11 protein-coding genes are annotated in these 14,599 nt (G+C 62.0%); 6 read left to right on the plus strand and 5 right to left on the minus strand.

Features of this window, described 5'->3' with window-relative positions:
* The first annotated feature begins 557 nt into the window (after positions 1-557).
* Together ldcA and PKE98_RS07285 are read left to right on the plus strand one after the other, a co-directional pair.
* Positions 558-2,810 carry an Orn/Lys/Arg family decarboxylase gene (ldcA, locus tag PKE98_RS07280; protein ID WP_271194607.1) on the plus strand — a complete coding sequence of 751 codons (2,253 nt, stop codon included), beginning with the start codon at positions 558-560 and terminating at the stop codon, positions 2,808-2,810.
* Positions 2,811-2,864: 54 nt separating this feature from the next.
* The gene (locus PKE98_RS07285) at positions 2,865-4,178 is read left to right on the plus strand and encodes an amino acid permease (RefSeq protein ID WP_271194608.1); all 1,314 of its coding nucleotides are present in this window, start codon (positions 2,865-2,867) and stop codon (positions 4,176-4,178) included.
* A gap of 104 nt (positions 4,179-4,282) precedes the next feature.
* On the opposite strand, the gene nhaB is transcribed toward PKE98_RS07285, so the two are convergent.
* Positions 4,283-5,776 carry a sodium/proton antiporter NhaB gene (gene nhaB, locus PKE98_RS07290; protein WP_271194609.1) on the minus strand — a complete coding sequence of 498 codons (1,494 nt, stop codon included), beginning with the start codon at positions 5,774-5,776 and terminating at the stop codon, positions 4,283-4,285.
* Positions 5,777-5,994: 218 nt separating this feature from the next.
* Here nhaB and PKE98_RS07295 point away from each other — a divergent pair, with 218 nt between their 5' ends.
* Genes PKE98_RS07295 through nudC form a run of 3 tightly spaced genes read left to right on the plus strand, consistent with a single transcriptional unit; the run spans position 5,995 to position 9,355 of the window.
* On the plus strand, positions 5,995-6,807 hold the full coding sequence (locus PKE98_RS07295; protein WP_271194610.1) for a crotonase/enoyl-CoA hydratase family protein: 813 nt from the start codon (positions 5,995-5,997) through the stop codon (positions 6,805-6,807).
* Between the two features lie 41 nt (positions 6,808-6,848).
* Entirely contained in the window at positions 6,849-8,525 is a 1,677-nt protein-coding gene (locus PKE98_RS07300) for a FimL-related protein (protein ID WP_271194611.1), read from the plus strand.
* Positions 8,525-9,355, plus strand: a complete 831-nt coding sequence (gene nudC, locus PKE98_RS07305; protein WP_271194612.1) for an NAD(+) diphosphatase — start codon at positions 8,525-8,527, stop codon at positions 9,353-9,355. The genes PKE98_RS07300 and nudC overlap by 1 nt, the downstream gene beginning before the upstream one ends.
* On the opposite strand, the gene PKE98_RS07310 is transcribed toward nudC, so the two are convergent.
* Positions 9,323-10,102, minus strand: coding sequence for a TSUP family transporter (locus PKE98_RS07310; RefSeq protein WP_271194613.1), 780 nt, complete (start codon positions 10,100-10,102; stop codon positions 9,323-9,325). The genes nudC and PKE98_RS07310 overlap by 33 nt on opposite strands.
* 100 nt (positions 10,103-10,202) lie before the next feature.
* On the opposite strand from PKE98_RS07310, the gene PKE98_RS07315 reads away from it, so the two are divergent.
* Positions 10,203-10,853 carry a hypothetical protein gene (locus tag PKE98_RS07315; protein ID WP_271194614.1) on the plus strand — a complete coding sequence of 217 codons (651 nt, stop codon included), beginning with the start codon at positions 10,203-10,205 and terminating at the stop codon, positions 10,851-10,853.
* A 129-nt stretch (positions 10,854-10,982) separates the two neighbouring features.
* On the opposite strand, the gene PKE98_RS07320 is transcribed toward PKE98_RS07315, so the two are convergent.
* Genes PKE98_RS07320 through PKE98_RS07330 form a run of 3 tightly spaced genes read right to left on the minus strand, consistent with a single transcriptional unit; the run spans position 10,983 to position 14,528 of the window.
* On the minus strand, positions 10,983-11,885 hold the full coding sequence (locus tag PKE98_RS07320) for an EamA family transporter (RefSeq protein ID WP_271194615.1): 903 nt from the start codon (positions 11,883-11,885) through the stop codon (positions 10,983-10,985).
* Positions 11,886-11,941: 56 nt separating this feature from the next.
* Positions 11,942-13,492 (minus strand): MDR family MFS transporter, encoded by a 1,551-nt coding sequence (locus PKE98_RS07325; protein ID WP_507763564.1) that lies wholly within the window; start codon positions 13,490-13,492, stop codon positions 11,942-11,944.
* Positions 13,482-14,528, minus strand: coding sequence for an HlyD family secretion protein (locus PKE98_RS07330; RefSeq protein ID WP_271194616.1), 1,047 nt, complete (start codon positions 14,526-14,528; stop codon positions 13,482-13,484). The genes PKE98_RS07325 and PKE98_RS07330 overlap by 11 nt, the downstream gene beginning before the upstream one ends.
* Positions 14,529-14,599 lie beyond the last annotated feature (71 nt).

Genomic DNA, 14,599 nt, shown 5'->3' on the forward strand with positions numbered 1-14,599 from the left:
GCGGGAGAGGGGTGCAGAACGACGTTCGTGCCTTCATCACCTTTCAGCCCCCTCTCCCTGAGGGAGAGGGTTGGGGTGAGGGGGAGCGCCAATCGTCGGTGCCTGGCCTTGCCCTCACCCCCGGCCCCTTTTCCGCAAGCGGGAGAGGGATGCAGAACGACGTTCGTGCCTTCGTCACCTTTCAGCCCCCTCTCCCTGGGGGAGAGGGTTGGGGTGAGGGGGAGCGCCGATTGTCGGTGCCTGGCCTTGCCCTCACCCCCGGCCCCTCTCCCGCACGCGGGAGAGGGGTGCAGAACGACGTTCGTGCCGTCATCACCTTTCAGCCCCCTCTCCCTGAGGGAGAGGGTTGGGGTGAGGGGGAGCGCCAATCGTCGGTGCCTGGCCTTGCCCTCACCCCTGGCCCCTCTCCCGCACGCGGGAGAGGGGTGCAGAGCCGATGAGTTTGTTTTGCGACGTTTTCGTACAGTCCCCGCGCCAGGGGGTTACGCCCATCCGGGTGAGCCTCTAACCTGACGGCTGCGCGGGCCAGGGCCCGGTCACTCTTCAGGCGCTAACACATGTACAAAGACCTCAAGTTTCCCGTTCTTATCGTGCACCGCGACATCAAGGCCGATACCGTGGCCGGCGACCGTGTGCGGGAGATCGCCCGCGAGCTGGAGCTCGAGGGTTTCACCATTATCTCTACCACCAGTTCCACCGAAGGCCGCATCGTGGCTTCGACCCACCATGGCCTGGCCTGCATTCTGGTAGCCGCCGAAGGGGCAGGAGAGAATCAGCGTCTGCTGCATGATGTGATCGAGCTGATCCGCATTGCCCGTGTACGCGCACCGCAGTTGCCGATTTTTGCCTTGGGCGAGCAGGTGACCATCGAGAATGCGCCGGTCGAAGCGATGGCCGACCTCAATCACCTGCGTGGTCTGCTTTATCTCTTCGAAGACACCGTGCCGTTCCTGGCCCGTCAGGTGGCCCGTGCGGCGCGCACCTACCTCGATGCCTTGCTGCCGCCGTTTTTCAAAGCGCTGGTGCAGCACACGGCCGAGTCCAATTACTCGTGGCACACCCCCGGCCACGGCGGTGGCGTGGCGTATCGCAAGAGCCCGGTGGGGCAAGCGTTTCACCAGTTCTTCGGCGAGAACACCCTGCGTTCGGACCTCTCGGTATCGGTGCCGGAGCTGGGCTCGCTGCTGGACCACACCGGCCCCCTGGCCGAAGCCGAAACCCGCGCCGCGCGCAACTTTGGCGCTGACCACACCTACTTCGTGATCAACGGTACCTCCACGGCGAACAAGATTGTCTGGCATTCCATGGTCGGCCGTGACGACCTGGTGCTGGTGGATCGCAACTGCCACAAGTCGATTCTGCATTCGATCATCATGACCGGCGCCATCCCGCTGTACCTGAGCCCGGAGCGTAACGAGCTGGGCATTATCGGGCCGATTCCGTTGAGCGAGTTCACCCGCGAATCCATCCAGGCGAAGATCGATGCCAGCCCGCTGGCTCGCGGTCGCGCGCCGAAGGTGAAGCTGGTGGTGGTGACCAACTCCACCTACGACGGCCTCTGCTACAACGCCGAGCTGATCAAGCAGACCATCGGCGACAGCGTGGAAGTGGTGCATTTTGACGAGGCCTGGTACGCCTACGCCGCGTTCCATGAGTTTTATGCCGGCCGTTATGGCATGGGCACCTCGCGCACCGACGATGGCCCGCTGGTGTTTACCACCCATTCCACCCACAAGCTGCTGGCGGCCTTCAGCCAGGCGTCGATGATTCATGTGCAGGACGGCGGCGCGCGCCAGCTGGACCGTGATCGCTTCAATGAAGCCTTTATGATGCATATCTCCACTTCGCCGCAGTACGGCATCATCGCCTCTCTCGATGTGGCCTCGGCAATGATGGAGGGCCCGGCCGGGCGCTCGCTGATTCAGGAAACCTTTGACGAAGCGCTGAGCTTCCGCCGCGCGCTGGCCAGCCTGCGGCAGAACCTGAGTGCGGACGATTGGTGGTTCAGCATCTGGCAACCGCCACTGGCTGAAGGCGCCGACCATGTGACCACCGCCGACTGGGTGTTGCAGCCTGATGCGGATTGGCATGGCTTCGGTGATGTAGCCGATGACTACGTGTTGCTCGACCCGATCAAGGTCACCCTGGTGACCCCGGGCCTGACCGCGGGCGGTGCCTTAGGCGAGCGTGGCATTCCGGCTGCGGTGGTGAGCAAGTTCCTTTGGGAACGTGGCCTGGTGGTGGAGAAGACCGGCCTGTATTCCTTCCTGGTGCTGTTCTCCATGGGCATTACCAAAGGCAAGTGGAGCACCTTGCTCACTGAGCTGCTGGAGTTCAAGCGCAGTTACGACGCCAACGTGCGCCTGAGCAATTGCTTACCGTCGATTGTGCGTGAGGACGCCCGTTACCAGAACATGGGCCTGCGCGACCTGTGCGATGCGCTGCACGACTGCTACCGCGAAAACGCCACGCCAAAAGCGCTCAAACGTATGTACACGGTGCTGCCGGAAGTGGCGATCAAGCCGGCCGACGCGTACAACCACCTGGTACGCGGTGAGGTGGAGGCGGTGCCTATCGATCAACTGCAAGGCCGAATTGCGGCGGTGATGCTGGTGCCGTATCCACCGGGCATTCCGCTGATCATGCCGGGCGAGCGCTTTACCGAGGCCACCCGCTCGATCATCGATTACCTGGCGTTCGCCCGTACGTTCGACCGCAGCTTCCCTGGCTTCGATACCGATGTGCACGGTCTGCAGCACCAAGACAGCCCCGAAGGACGCTGCTATACCGTTGACTGCATCAAGGAGTAATTCAGTTTCGGGGGTTTCATGCAGGATCAAGCACAACAGAACGCATCAGGGAGTATGGGGTTCTGGACCTGCTCGGCATTGGTGGTAGGCAATATGATCGGCTCGGGGGTGTTTTTGCTGCCCTCGGCGCTGGCCGCCTTCGGTGGCTTGAGCCTTTTTGGCTGGCTGATCTCCAGCGCCGGGGCGGTGATTCTGGCCCTGACCTTTGCGCGTCTGTCGCGCCTCAACCCCTCTGCCGGTGGCCCTTACGCGTATACCCGTGATGGCTTCGGTGCCTTTGCCGGCTACCTCTGTGCCTGGACCTACTGGAAAGCCGCGTGGATCGGCAACGCGGCGATTTCGGTCACCCTGGTGGGGTATCTGCAAGTGTTTTTCCCGGCGCTGCGCGACCCGACGCTGGCAATTGGCACTGCCATCGCGGCCATCTGGCTGTGCACCCTGATCAATCTGCGCGGCATCGGCGCCTTTGGGGTGGTGCAGAACATCCTCACGGCGCTGAAGCTGGTTCCGCTGCTGTTGATCGGCATTCTTGGCTGGTTCTCCTTTCACCCCGAATACCTGCGCATTCCGCCCGTAGAAGACTTGCCCGGTGGCGGCGGCTACGCCACGGCGATTGCCACCACGGCGGCGCTGACGTTGTGGTCGTTTATCGGCCTGGAGTCGGCGACCGTGCCGGCCGAGCATGTCAAAGACCCGAAGCGCACCATTCCGCGCGCCACTATCTTCGGCACCGTGGTGGCGGCAGCGGTGTACATCCTTTCTATCACCGCGGTGCAAGGTGTGCTGCCGCCGGACGTATTGATGCGCTCCACCGCGCCCTTTGCCGATGCTGCGCAGGTGCTGCTGGGGCCGTGGGGTTATTACTTCGTGGCCGGCGGCGCGGTGATCGCCTGCCTGGGTGCGCTCAATGGTTGGGTGCTGCTGCAAGGGCAGATTCCCATGGCCACTGCGCGCGATGGCTTGCTGCCGGAGTCGCTGGCCAAGGTGAACAAACACAATGTGCCGGCTCACGGCTTGCTGGTGTCCGGCGTACTCGTGACCTTGCTGGTGCTGATCGACGGGCAGGGCGATCTGGTGGAGGTGTTTAACGTGATCATTCTGCTCGGCACCATGACCGGCGTGGTGCCGTACGCCTTCTGCACGGCGGCGCTGTTGCAGTTTTTGGCGGTAAAACCGGAGGCCTTCAAACCCCGCGAGCGCGGATTGTTGGTGGCGATTGGCAGCCTGGGGTTTGTGTATTCGATGTGGGCGCTCTACGGCACTGGGCAGCAGGCGATTTTCTGGGGCTTTCTGGTGTTGATGGCGGGCATTCCGCTGTACACCTGGCGGCAGTGGCGTAACCGGGTGCATGGGGTTGCGACGTTGTGAATCAAAAGCATCGAGGCTAAAGCCTCTCCTACGCCGGATCACCGTTTTTCGTAGGAGAGGCTTCAGCCTCGATTGATTTGGCCCGCAAGCGAATCGTTAGCGCCTTACAACCAATGTGCCACCGCCCACCACCCGAGCACACTCATCACGATGGTGTACGGCAACGCCATCCACGCCATGCGCCCGTACGACAAGCGCACCAGCGGCGCCAACGATGAGGTCAGCAAAAACAGAAACGCGGCCTGGCCATTGGGCGTCGCCACGCTTGGCAGATTGGTGCCGGTGTTGATCGCCACCGCCAGGGTTTCGAAGTGCTCGCGGCTCATGGAGCCAGCGGCGAATTCGCGTTTCACCTCGGTGATATAGATGGTGGCCACAAACACGTTGTCGCTGATCGCCGACAGCAGGCCGTTGGCGATAAACAGCATGGTCGGTTGCTGCTCGCTGGGCAGGGCCAGCACCGCCTGAATGATCGGGGTAAACAGCTGCTGTTCATGAATCACCGCCACCACGGCAAAAAACACCACCAGCAGGGCGGTAAAGGGCAGGGCGTCTTTGAAGGCGTTGCCGATGCGGTGCTCGTCGGTGATGCCGCTGAAGGCGGTAATCAACACGATCACCAGCAAACCGATAAGGCCAACCTCGGCCACATGGAAGGCCAGGCAGCCAATCAGAATGATGGCCGCCAAACCCTGCACGATCAAGCTCGCGGTATCGGCGACGGTGCGGTGCTGCGCCTGGTCTGCGGCATACTTGGCCAGCACGCTGCGCACCGATGTCGGCAGTTCGGTGCCGTAGCCAAACCAACGCAATTTTTCCAGTAGCACGCAGGTGACCAAACCGGCGAACAGCACGGGCATGGACACCGGCGCTACGTGTTTGAAGAAGGTGACGAAGTCCCAGCCCACCTCATGGCCGATCAGCAGGTTCTGTGGCTCGCCGACTAGGGTGCACACACCGCCGAGCGCCGTGCCCACCGCGCCGTGCATCAACAGGCTGCGCAGGAACGAACGAAATTGATCAAGCTCCTGGCGTTGCTGGTCGGCGATATGGTCGTCGTTGGCGTCATCGTGGTTGGCCTGGTTCGAGGCGAAGCGGTGGAACACCTGGTAGAAACCGAGGCACACGGTAATCACCACGGCAATAACTGTTAGTGCATCCAGAAAGGCGGAAAGAAACGCCGCCAACAGGCAGAACGTCAGGCCCAGCAGCGCTTTGGATTTGACCCCCAGCAACAGCTTGGAGAACACCAACAGCAGCAGGTCTTTCATAAAGTAGATGCCGGCGACCATAAACATCAGCAGCAGAATCACCGGAAAGTTGTGCGCCAACTCCTCATACAGCGCTTGAGGCGCGGCCATGTTCAGCAGCAGGGCTTCGAGCACCAGAAGGCCGCCGGGTTGCAGTGGGTAGCATTTGAGCGCCATGCCGAGGGTAAAAATAAACTCGGCCACCAGCAGCCAGCCGGCCACCACCGGGCCCAGTGTCCACAGGGCCAGCGGGTTGAGAATAAGAAAAGCGAGAATGCACAGCTTGTACCAGCGCGGGGAGTGCCCCAGAAAGTTTCTGCCGAAGGCGGCGGCAAGCGAGGTTGTCATGACGCGGTGGACCTTATTCGAATAGGGATTTGGACGCCGGCAAGATACCAGACAGATCAAGCGCTTAAGGGCTTTAGTCAAGCAGGGGTGTGAAGACCGGCAGCGTGGTCTGCGTCACACCGCCGGCATCGACTTTTGTTCCGTGCTTGTTATAGTTGCCCGGTTTTATTCATAACAACGTTCTATGCACTCGCGTGCAGCAGAAGAGGAAGGCCAAGATGTCCGCCTACAAAGCGTTTCGTGTAGAACTGGCCGACAAGATCGCCCATGTGGTGATTAACCGTCCAGAGAAAGTCAACGCCATGAGCGCCGACTTCTGGACCGAAATCGTGGAAATCTTCAATTGGATCGACACCAACGACGAAGTTCGCGTGGTGGTGATTTCCGGTGCCGGCAAACATTTTTCCTCCGGCATCGATCTGATGATGCTGGCACAGGTCGGCAATCAGCTGGGTAAAGACCCCGGCCGCAACGCCGACGTGCTGCGCCGCAAGATTCTCGAACTGCAAGCCTCGTTCAATGCCGTGGACGCCTGCAGAAAGCCAGTGCTGGCGGCTATTCAGGGCTACTGCCTGGGCGGGGCCATCGACCTGATCAGCGCCTGCGACATGCGCTACAGCACCCTCGACGCACAATTCTCCATCAAGGAAATCGACATGGGCATGGCCGCCGATGTCGGCACCTTGCAGCGCCTGCCGCGCATTATCGGCGACGGCATGATGCGTGAGCTGGCGTACACCGGCCGCACCATCGGCGGTGAAGAAGCGCGCAGCATTGGCCTGGTGAACCGCACCTTTGTTGATGAAGCCGCGCTGCTTGATGGCGTGTTCGGCATTGCCCGCGAAATCGCCAGCAAATCGCCGATTGCGATTCGTGGCACCAAGAAAATGATTGGCTATATGCGCGATCACCGCGTAGACGATGGCTTGGAATATGTGGCCGTGTGGAATGCCAACATGTTGCAGTCCCCTGATTTGCGGATTGCCATGGCCGCGCACATGAGCAAGCAAAAGCCGGAATTCGCAGACTGATGCGCGCGAATTTCTCATTGGCGCGGGAGGCGCAGTAGGCCATGGTTTCTGGAGCCACATCCCTTAGTTTGGTGCGCGACGAGCTGTTCGCCACCATGGAAGAGGCGGAACTGAGCCTTGAGCAGTTTATTGCCGAGCGCAACAACGGCAGCCTGCTGCAACAAGCGGTGGAGTACCTGCAGCAAATTCGCGGCACGCTCAATCTGATCGAGCTGGCTGGCGCCGAATTGCTGGCCCAGGAAGTGCTGGAACAGGCCACTGATATTCCCGAAGGCGCCGGTGAAGAACGCGATGTGCAGTTGTCGGCGTTGAACAACGCCTTGCACGTGCTGCGCCGTTACCTGGAAAACGTCGAGATGCATCGCCAGGAGCTGCCGGAATTGCTGCTGCCGGCCATCAATGACCTGCGCGCCGCAGGTGGTCAGCCGCCGCTGCCGGAGAGTTTCTTCTTTAGCGCGCGCCTGGACCAGACCCGCCCCGATACCGGTACCGCGGTGGATGTCAGTGCCCATGCCGCCGACCTGCGTCGGTTGCGCCAGATGTACCAGGTGGGGCTGCTGGGTTTTATCCGCGAAGACGGCCCGCAGGCCGGGCTCAAGCTGATGGGCCGGGCGCTGACGCGGCTGGACAGCCTATTCGCCACCCAACCCCGTGGTCGCCTGTGCTGGATTGGCGCGGCCGCGCTGGAAGCGCAAGTGGATGGCCAACTATTGCCGCGCAAGGCGCGCAAGCAGCTGTTCGCCCGTATCGACCGCGAGCTCAAACAGCTGCTCGGCAACGCCAGCTACGAAGCGCCACGCAATCTGCTTAAAGAACTGCTGTACCTGGTGGCCCTGGCCGACAGCCGTGGCCCGTTGGCCACCCAGGTGCGCGAAGTGTTCGGCCTGACGGCGCTGCCGTTTACCGATCAATTGCTTGAAGAAGAATCGCAACTGTTGGCCGGCCCGGGTCGCTCGGTGATGCGCTCGTTGTCCTCGGCCATCCGCGAGGAACTGGCGAGCGTCAAAGACCTGCTTGATTTGATCGAGCGCGGCACCGTCGACAGTGAGCGCCTGACCACCTTGCATGGTCTGCTTGGCAAGCTGGCGAAAACCCTCGGCATGGTCGGCCTCAGTTCCGCAGGCGCCACCCTCAGCAGCCAGCTGCAAGTGGTGGCCCGCTGGAACGATGCCGAACCGATTGAAGTGCCGGCGCTGCACAAGATGGCCGACGCGGTGCTGTATGTCGAAAGCATGGTGGCGAGCCTGGAAAGCGGCGAGCGCCGCGATGCCCGACCGCAGGACGTGCAGCCCGGCGATGAAGCGACTTCGTTTGCCCAGCACCAGTTGAACGAAGCACGCATTGTGGTGGTGGACGAGTCGCAAGCCGGCCTGGCCCTGGCCAAGCGCGCGATCACTTCATACCTAGAATCCAATGGCGACAAGCTGCACCTGGCCAACGTGCCGTTCAGCTTGCAAGCAGTGCGTGGTGGCCTGTGGTTCCTCAATCAGGAGCGCGCCGCGCTGCTGGTGGGCGCCTGCGCCGACTACATCCAGACGCAGATGCTGGAGGCGCCGCAAATGCCGTCCGAACAGATGCTCGAAACCCTCGCCGATGCCCTGACCAGCCTTGAGTACTACCTCGAAGGCGGCGCTGTGCTGCGCCCGGAAACGGTGCCGAGCGTGCTCGACCTGGCCGCCGAAAGCGTGCGCGCCCTTGGTTTGCAGGTGGCTGCCTGATGAGTAAAAGTTGGGTACCTGCGGTACTGGCTATCAGCCAGGGTGGCGGTTGGGCGTTGGCGCATTTTCGCGGCAGCTTTCTGGCCGACAGCAATGGTGTGTTGTTTCCCCGCGACTGGTTGAAACGCCAGGATTTGCCAGCCTTCGAAGAACATGGCCTGGGCCATTTCGATGGCGATGCCATCTACCTGCTAGATTTTGCCAACGCGCCGGAGCTGCAGGGCTGCGGCTTGCAGACGCTGCGCCAGATCATGATGCAAAGCGATGCCGACACGTTCCGGCTGCTCGGCTTTGCCTCACAGATCGCCACGTGGGCCGATAACTACCGCTTCTGTGGCAGTTGCGGCACGCGCACGCAGCGCTCCAGCACGGACCGCTCGGCCAGTTGCCCGAATTGTCAGGTGGCCCATTACCCACGGCTGTCGCCGAGCATGATTGTGCTGGTGACCCGCGGTGATGAAATTCTACTGGCGCGCTCGCCGCGCTATGTGCCGGGCATGTACAGCACGCTGGCCGGCTTCGTTGAGCCGGGCGAGTCGGTGGAGCATTGCGTGGCCCGCGAAGTGCGTGAAGAAGTGGGTGTCGAGATCAAGAACATCCAGTACTTGGGCAGCCAGGGGTGGCCTTTCCCGCACTCGCTGATGCTGGGCTTTCACGCCGAATACGCCAGCGGTGAAATCGTGCGTCAGGAAGAGGAAATCGAAGACGCGCAGTGGTTCAAGCTCGATAACTTGCCGCCGCTGCCGGCCTCACGCTCGATTGCTCGCTACCTGATCGATATATACCTGGCGCGCCATTTAGGCTTGCCCGAACCAGTGCTGCCAGGCTAGGCGCACAGTCAAGGCCAGCACCACCAGAATGAACACCGGGCGGATAAATTTCGAGCCGCCCGAGATCGCCGTCCGCGCCCCCAGAAATGCCCCGGCCATCAGCGCCACGCCCATGCTCAGCCCGAGCACCCAGGCCACTTGGCCGCCAATGATAAACACCACCAGCGCAGTGATATTGCTGACGAAGTTCATGGTGCGCGCCACGCCGCTGGCGCGCAGCAGATCAAGCGGGTAGAGCAGCAGCGAGCTGACTGTCCAGAATGCGCCGGTGCCGGGCCCGGCGACGCCATCGTAGAAACCCAAGGCAAACCCTTGCGGCCACTGCCGCCGACGGGGAATCGGCGCGTCGCTGATTACCGGTGCGGTGGGCGTGCGGCTGAACAGCAGGTACACGCCGCAGGCAAACACCACCACCGGCAGCATCTGCATCAACCATTCGGCAGGCAGCCAGTGGGCAATGGCGGCGCCCAGCGTCGAACCCACGGCGGTGGCGATCAGGGCATAGCGCCAGGCACTGGGGTCGAACAGCTTGCGGCGGTAGAAGGTAAGGCTGGCGGTGGCTGAGCCGAAGGTGGCGCAGAGCTTGCTGGTGCCCAGGGCCAAGTGCGGCGGTATGCCGGCAGTGAGCAGGGCGGGCATGGTTAGCAGGCCGCCGCCGCCGGCAATGGCATCGATAAAGCCGGCGATAAAGGCAACCCCGGCGAGAATGGCGAGGGTGGTGGGGTCTACAAGCAGTTCCAAAGGCATAAAAAGGTCGACTGGTGTCAGATTGCGCCGAATGCCGGCTGGCCGTGGACGGGGCGGCTGCGCATAATGCCGCCTATTTGCCGCAGAAGGAATTGGCTTTATGCAGTATGACGGTCTGGCGTGGGGCATCGCCCTGCTGGCGTTACTGGCCGTATTGGTCGCCGCGCGGATTCTGCTCAACCGCAGCTGGTTTCTCGGTTGGTTGCGCGGTACGGCGGGGCTGGCGTTTCTGGCCCTGGCCGGACTGATCGGCGTGGTGGCCTACGACCTGGTGAGCTACGACGCACTGCCGCAAGACAAACCCATCGTCACCCTGAGCTTCCAGGCCGACGGCCCGCAACGCTACCGGGTTACCCTGCTCGAAGGCGCCGACGAGCGCAGCGTCAGCCTTGAGGGCGACCTCTGGCAGCTGGATGCGCGGATGTTCGAATGGAAAGGGCTGGCGGCGTTGATTGGGTTGCAGCCGGGCTATCGGTTGGAAAAATTGTCTGGGCGTTTTCTGGCCATTGAACAGCAGGAGCTGGCGCAGAACGCCAGTGCGCCGCTGAACAAAAGCCCGTACGGCATCGACCTGTGGCGCTGGTTGCGGTTGGGGCAGCACGATCTGTTTCTGTTCAAGCCGCAGGCCTTGCGGGTGACGTATTTGCCGATGGCCGATGGCGCGGTGTACGCCGTAAGCCTGTCGCCCACCGGGTTGATGGCCAAGCCATTGAACCAGGCGGCGGATCAGGCGTTGAAGGACTGGAAGTGAGGAGAAGGTTCGGCGTCGCTAATCGGAGCATGGTATCGGCGGATATCCCCTGTGGGGATATTCGCCCTACGCCCTGCGTGCGCCATATGTAGGGCGAATATCCGCATCGCGGATATCCGCCGGGCGATGTCAGCGTCTGCCGAAGATAATCAACATAACCCCACCCAGCGTCACCAGGCACGCCACCAGCGCGGCCATCCCCAGGCTTTCGCCCAGCAGCAGATAGCCCAGCAGCAAGGCGATCACCGGATTGACGAAGGCAAAGGTCGACACCAGGCTTGGCCGCACTTCACGCAGCAGCCAGAAGTAGGCGGGATACACGCCCAGGCTCACCGGCAGCACCAGATAGGCCAGCCACCACCAGCCATGCACGGACAGCTGCGACAGGTGCAGGTCATTCCATTCGCCACGCCAGGCGGCGAATAGCGCCAGCATCAGTGCACCGATCAGCATCTGCAGGCTCATGCCCAGCCAGGTGGAGCGAAACGATGGCCGGCTGCGCAGTAGCCACGCACCCACCGCCCACATCAAGGTGGCAGCCACCACCAGGCTGCCGGCAAACCATTGCTGCGCGGTGGCGGCGCTGCCCAGGCCGTTGCTCATCAGCAGCACGATGCCAATCGAGGCCAGCACCAGGCCACACAGCACCCACAGCGGTGGGCGGTCGCCCAGCAGCCACTCCAGCGCCACGCTCCAGATGGGTAGCGAGGTATAGAGCATCGCCAGCAAACCGGTGGGCAGGTATTGGTTGGCGTAGAGCAGGGCGCCCTGGCCGACGGTGATCAGCATCAAGCCACCGATAAACGCGCCGCCCCAATCGCTGCGTTGAATACGCGCCTGGCCACTGACCACTACCCAGAGCAACGCCAGGCTGCCGGCGAGAAAAAAGCGCAGGGTGACGATGACAAAGGGCGGCAGTTCCAGCAGCAGAAAATGGTTGGCCAGGTACGTGGTGCCCCAGCCGATGTACACCGCAGCAAACGAAAGCAGCAGCACCAGCGAGCGGGCGCGGGGGGATAGCGTGGACGACATGGGAAGCCTGAAATGCGCACGCCGGCTGGGTGCCGGCGCGTCGTGATAAATGGAAGTTAGTGAGCGGCGCCGCCTGTGGCACCGGCGGGCAGAGCTTTGGTCAGCAGCACGGCGATCATGCTGATGGCCAGGGCCAGGCCGACAAAGTGGAAGGCGTCATTGTAGGCCATGATCATGGCCTGCTGGTGCGTGATCTCGCTGAGCTTGGCCAGCGCCGCGGTTTCGTTGCCCAGGGTTTGCGTCAGGCTGTTCAGGCGCTCGGCCACTTGCGGGTTGCTCGGCACAATGGCCTCGCGCAGGTAGTCGAAGTAGATCTTGGTGCGCGCATCGAGCAGCGTGGCGAGCAGGGCGATGCCGATGGCGCCACCGAGGTTACGCAGGATATTGAACAGGCTGGAGGCTGAGCCGGCGTCCTGAGCGCTGATATACACGGTGGCGATCAGCGAGATGGTCACCATGATCAGCGGTTGGCCAAAGGCGCGCAGCAACTGGATATGGTTGAACTGCGGGCCGGCGAAATCCAGGTTGAGCACACCCGACAGAAAACTGCCCAGGCCGAACAAACCGAAGCCCAGCGCGCACAGCCATTTCGGCGAAATAAACTTCATCAACTTGGGCACGAACGGGATCAGAAACAGCTGGGGAATCCCCATCCACATGATCACCTGGCCAATCTGCATCGAGTTGTAGCCCTGGATCTGCGCCAGATACAGCGGCAGCAGATAGATCGAGCCATACAACCCCACGCCCATGCCCAGGCTGGAGATGCTCGACAGGCCGAAGTTGCGGTTGCCGAGAATGCGCAGGTTGATCAGCGGGTTGGGTTTGGACATCTGCACGATCACAAAGCTGATCAGGCTGATCAGGGCGATGCTGCCCAGGGTGACGATAAACGCCGACTCGAGCCAATCCTTGCGGTGGCCTTCTTCAAGGAAGACCTGCAGGCAGCCCAGGCCAATGCCCAGGGTGAGGATGCCGGCGTAGTCGGTGCTCTTCAGCAGTTCCCAGTGCGGCGCCTTTTTCTCCAGGCCATAGAGCAGGCCGGCAATCATCAGCAGGCCCGGCGGCACGTTGATATAGAAGATGTATTCCCAGCCCCAGTTCTCCGTCAGCCAGCCGCCCAGGGTTGGGCCGATGGAGGGCGCGAAGGTGGCGGTCATGGCGAACATGGCCATACCGATGGCGCGCTTGCTTTCCGGCAGCTTGATCAGCACCAGGGTAAAGGCCAGCGGAATCAGCGCCCCGCCGGTAAAGCCCTGCATGGCGCGGAATACGATCATGCTTTCGAGGTTCCAGGCCATGGAGCACAGCAGGGAAGAAATCAGAAAGCCAATGGAGACATACACCGACAGACGCCGCGCCGAGAGCAACTGCACCAGCCAGGCGGTGAGCGGAATCATGATGATTTCCGCCACCAGGTAGGAGGTGGAAATCCACGAGCCTTCTTCCAGGGTGGCCGACAGCGCGCCCTGGATGTCCTTGAGCGAGGAATTGGTGATCTGGATATCCAGCACGGCCATAAAAGCGCCGAGCATGGCGCTCATTACCGCAATCCAGTCGCGCCGTGAGGGTTCGCCGTCGGGGCGAACCAGGGCATCAGCTACCACTGTTGTCCGCCTTGATGGTGACTTTCACGGTGACCGACATGCCTGGGCGAATTTTGCCCTTGAGCGGGTTGTCGGCGGCGAAGGTCAGTTTCACCGGGATGCGCTGCACCACCTTGGTGAAGTTGCCGGTGGCGTTGTCTGGCGGCAGCAGGCTGAACTGCGCGCCCGAGGCGGCGAACAGACTTTGCACGGTGCCTTCGATGGCTTTGCCGGGGTAGGCGTCGAATTCCAGCTCGGCTTTCTGCCCGGGCTGCATCTCGCCGATCTGGGTTTCCTTGAAATTGGCCTGCACCCAGATGTCTTCATCGGGCACCAGCGACATCAGGTAGGCGCCGGCCTGGATGTACTGGCCATTGCGCGCGGCGCGCTGGCCGATCATGCCGCTGATGGGCGCATGGATTTCGGTGCGGCTGAGGTTGAGCTTGGCTTGTTCGAGGTCGGTGCGGGCGTTCTTGATCTGCGCTTGCAGGCGCTTGATATCGGCTTGCAGCGAGTTCACCTGCTGGCGCTGGGCCTGGAGGTCGGCCTGGGCTTTGCTCACTTGCGAGCGGGCGACGCGGTTGTCAGCGGCCAGGGTGGTAACGCGTTCTTCCGACACGTAACCCGGTTTGCGCAGGGTTTGTGCGCGGGAGAGGTCCATCTGCACGCGGCCCAGGTTAGCTTCCGAGGAGCTTACGTCGGCGGCGCTGGCGGCAATCATGCTGTCTTGCTGAGTCAGTTTGCTTTGCGACTGCGCAAGTTCGGCTTCGCGGGTGGCCAGGGCGGCTTCGGCACGCTCAACGGCAATGCGGAAGTCTTCGGCATCCAGCACCACCAACAGCTCGCCTTTTTCCACGTGCTGGTTGTCGTGCACCAGAACCTGGTCGATGCGTGCGCTCAGTTGGCTGGAAACGCGGGTGATTTCGCCCTGGACGTAGGCGTTGTCGGTGGTTTCAACGAAGCGACCGACGAAAAACCACTGCGCAAAGAAGCCACCGGCTATTAGGACGATGATGGCGATAAACAGGAAAAGGCGACGTTGCAATTTGGCAGGCATTGTGGTGCTCGAAGGGCGGGCAAAAGTGTAAGTGAATCTAACAGTGTTCCATGCGGCTATATAGCCGATAC

This window comes from Pseudomonas turukhanskensis (genome assembly GCF_027922365.1).
Taxonomy (GTDB): domain Bacteria; phylum Pseudomonadota; class Gammaproteobacteria; order Pseudomonadales; family Pseudomonadaceae; genus Aquipseudomonas; species Aquipseudomonas turukhanskensis.

What these genes read in the sequence shown, in the direction of transcription:
- PKE98_RS07300 (WP_271194611.1), top strand. Translation starts at nt 6,849, where the DNA reads ATGGTTTCTGGAGCCACATCCCTTAGTTTGGTGCGCGACGAGCTGTTC.
- PKE98_RS07315 (WP_271194614.1), top strand. Translation starts at nt 10,203, where the DNA reads ATGCAGTATGACGGTCTGGCGTGGGGCATCGCCCTGCTGGCGTTACTG.
- nhaB (WP_271194609.1), bottom strand. Translation starts at nt 5,776, where the DNA reads ATGACAACCTCGCTTGCCGCCGCCTTCGGCAGAAACTTTCTGGGGCAC.
- nudC (WP_271194612.1), top strand. Translation starts at nt 8,525, where the DNA reads ATGAGTAAAAGTTGGGTACCTGCGGTACTGGCTATCAGCCAGGGTGGC.
- PKE98_RS07330 (WP_271194616.1), bottom strand. Translation starts at nt 14,528, where the DNA reads ATGCCTGCCAAATTGCAACGTCGCCTTTTCCTGTTTATCGCCATCATC.
- PKE98_RS07320 (WP_271194615.1), bottom strand. Translation starts at nt 11,885, where the DNA reads ATGTCGTCCACGCTATCCCCCCGCGCCCGCTCGCTGGTGCTGCTGCTT.
- ldcA (WP_271194607.1), top strand. Translation starts at nt 558, where the DNA reads ATGTACAAAGACCTCAAGTTTCCCGTTCTTATCGTGCACCGCGACATC.
- PKE98_RS07295 (WP_271194610.1), top strand. Translation starts at nt 5,995, where the DNA reads ATGTCCGCCTACAAAGCGTTTCGTGTAGAACTGGCCGACAAGATCGCC.
- PKE98_RS07310 (WP_271194613.1), bottom strand. Translation starts at nt 10,102, where the DNA reads ATGCCTTTGGAACTGCTTGTAGACCCCACCACCCTCGCCATTCTCGCC.
- PKE98_RS07285 (WP_271194608.1), top strand. Translation starts at nt 2,865, where the DNA reads ATGGGGTTCTGGACCTGCTCGGCATTGGTGGTAGGCAATATGATCGGC.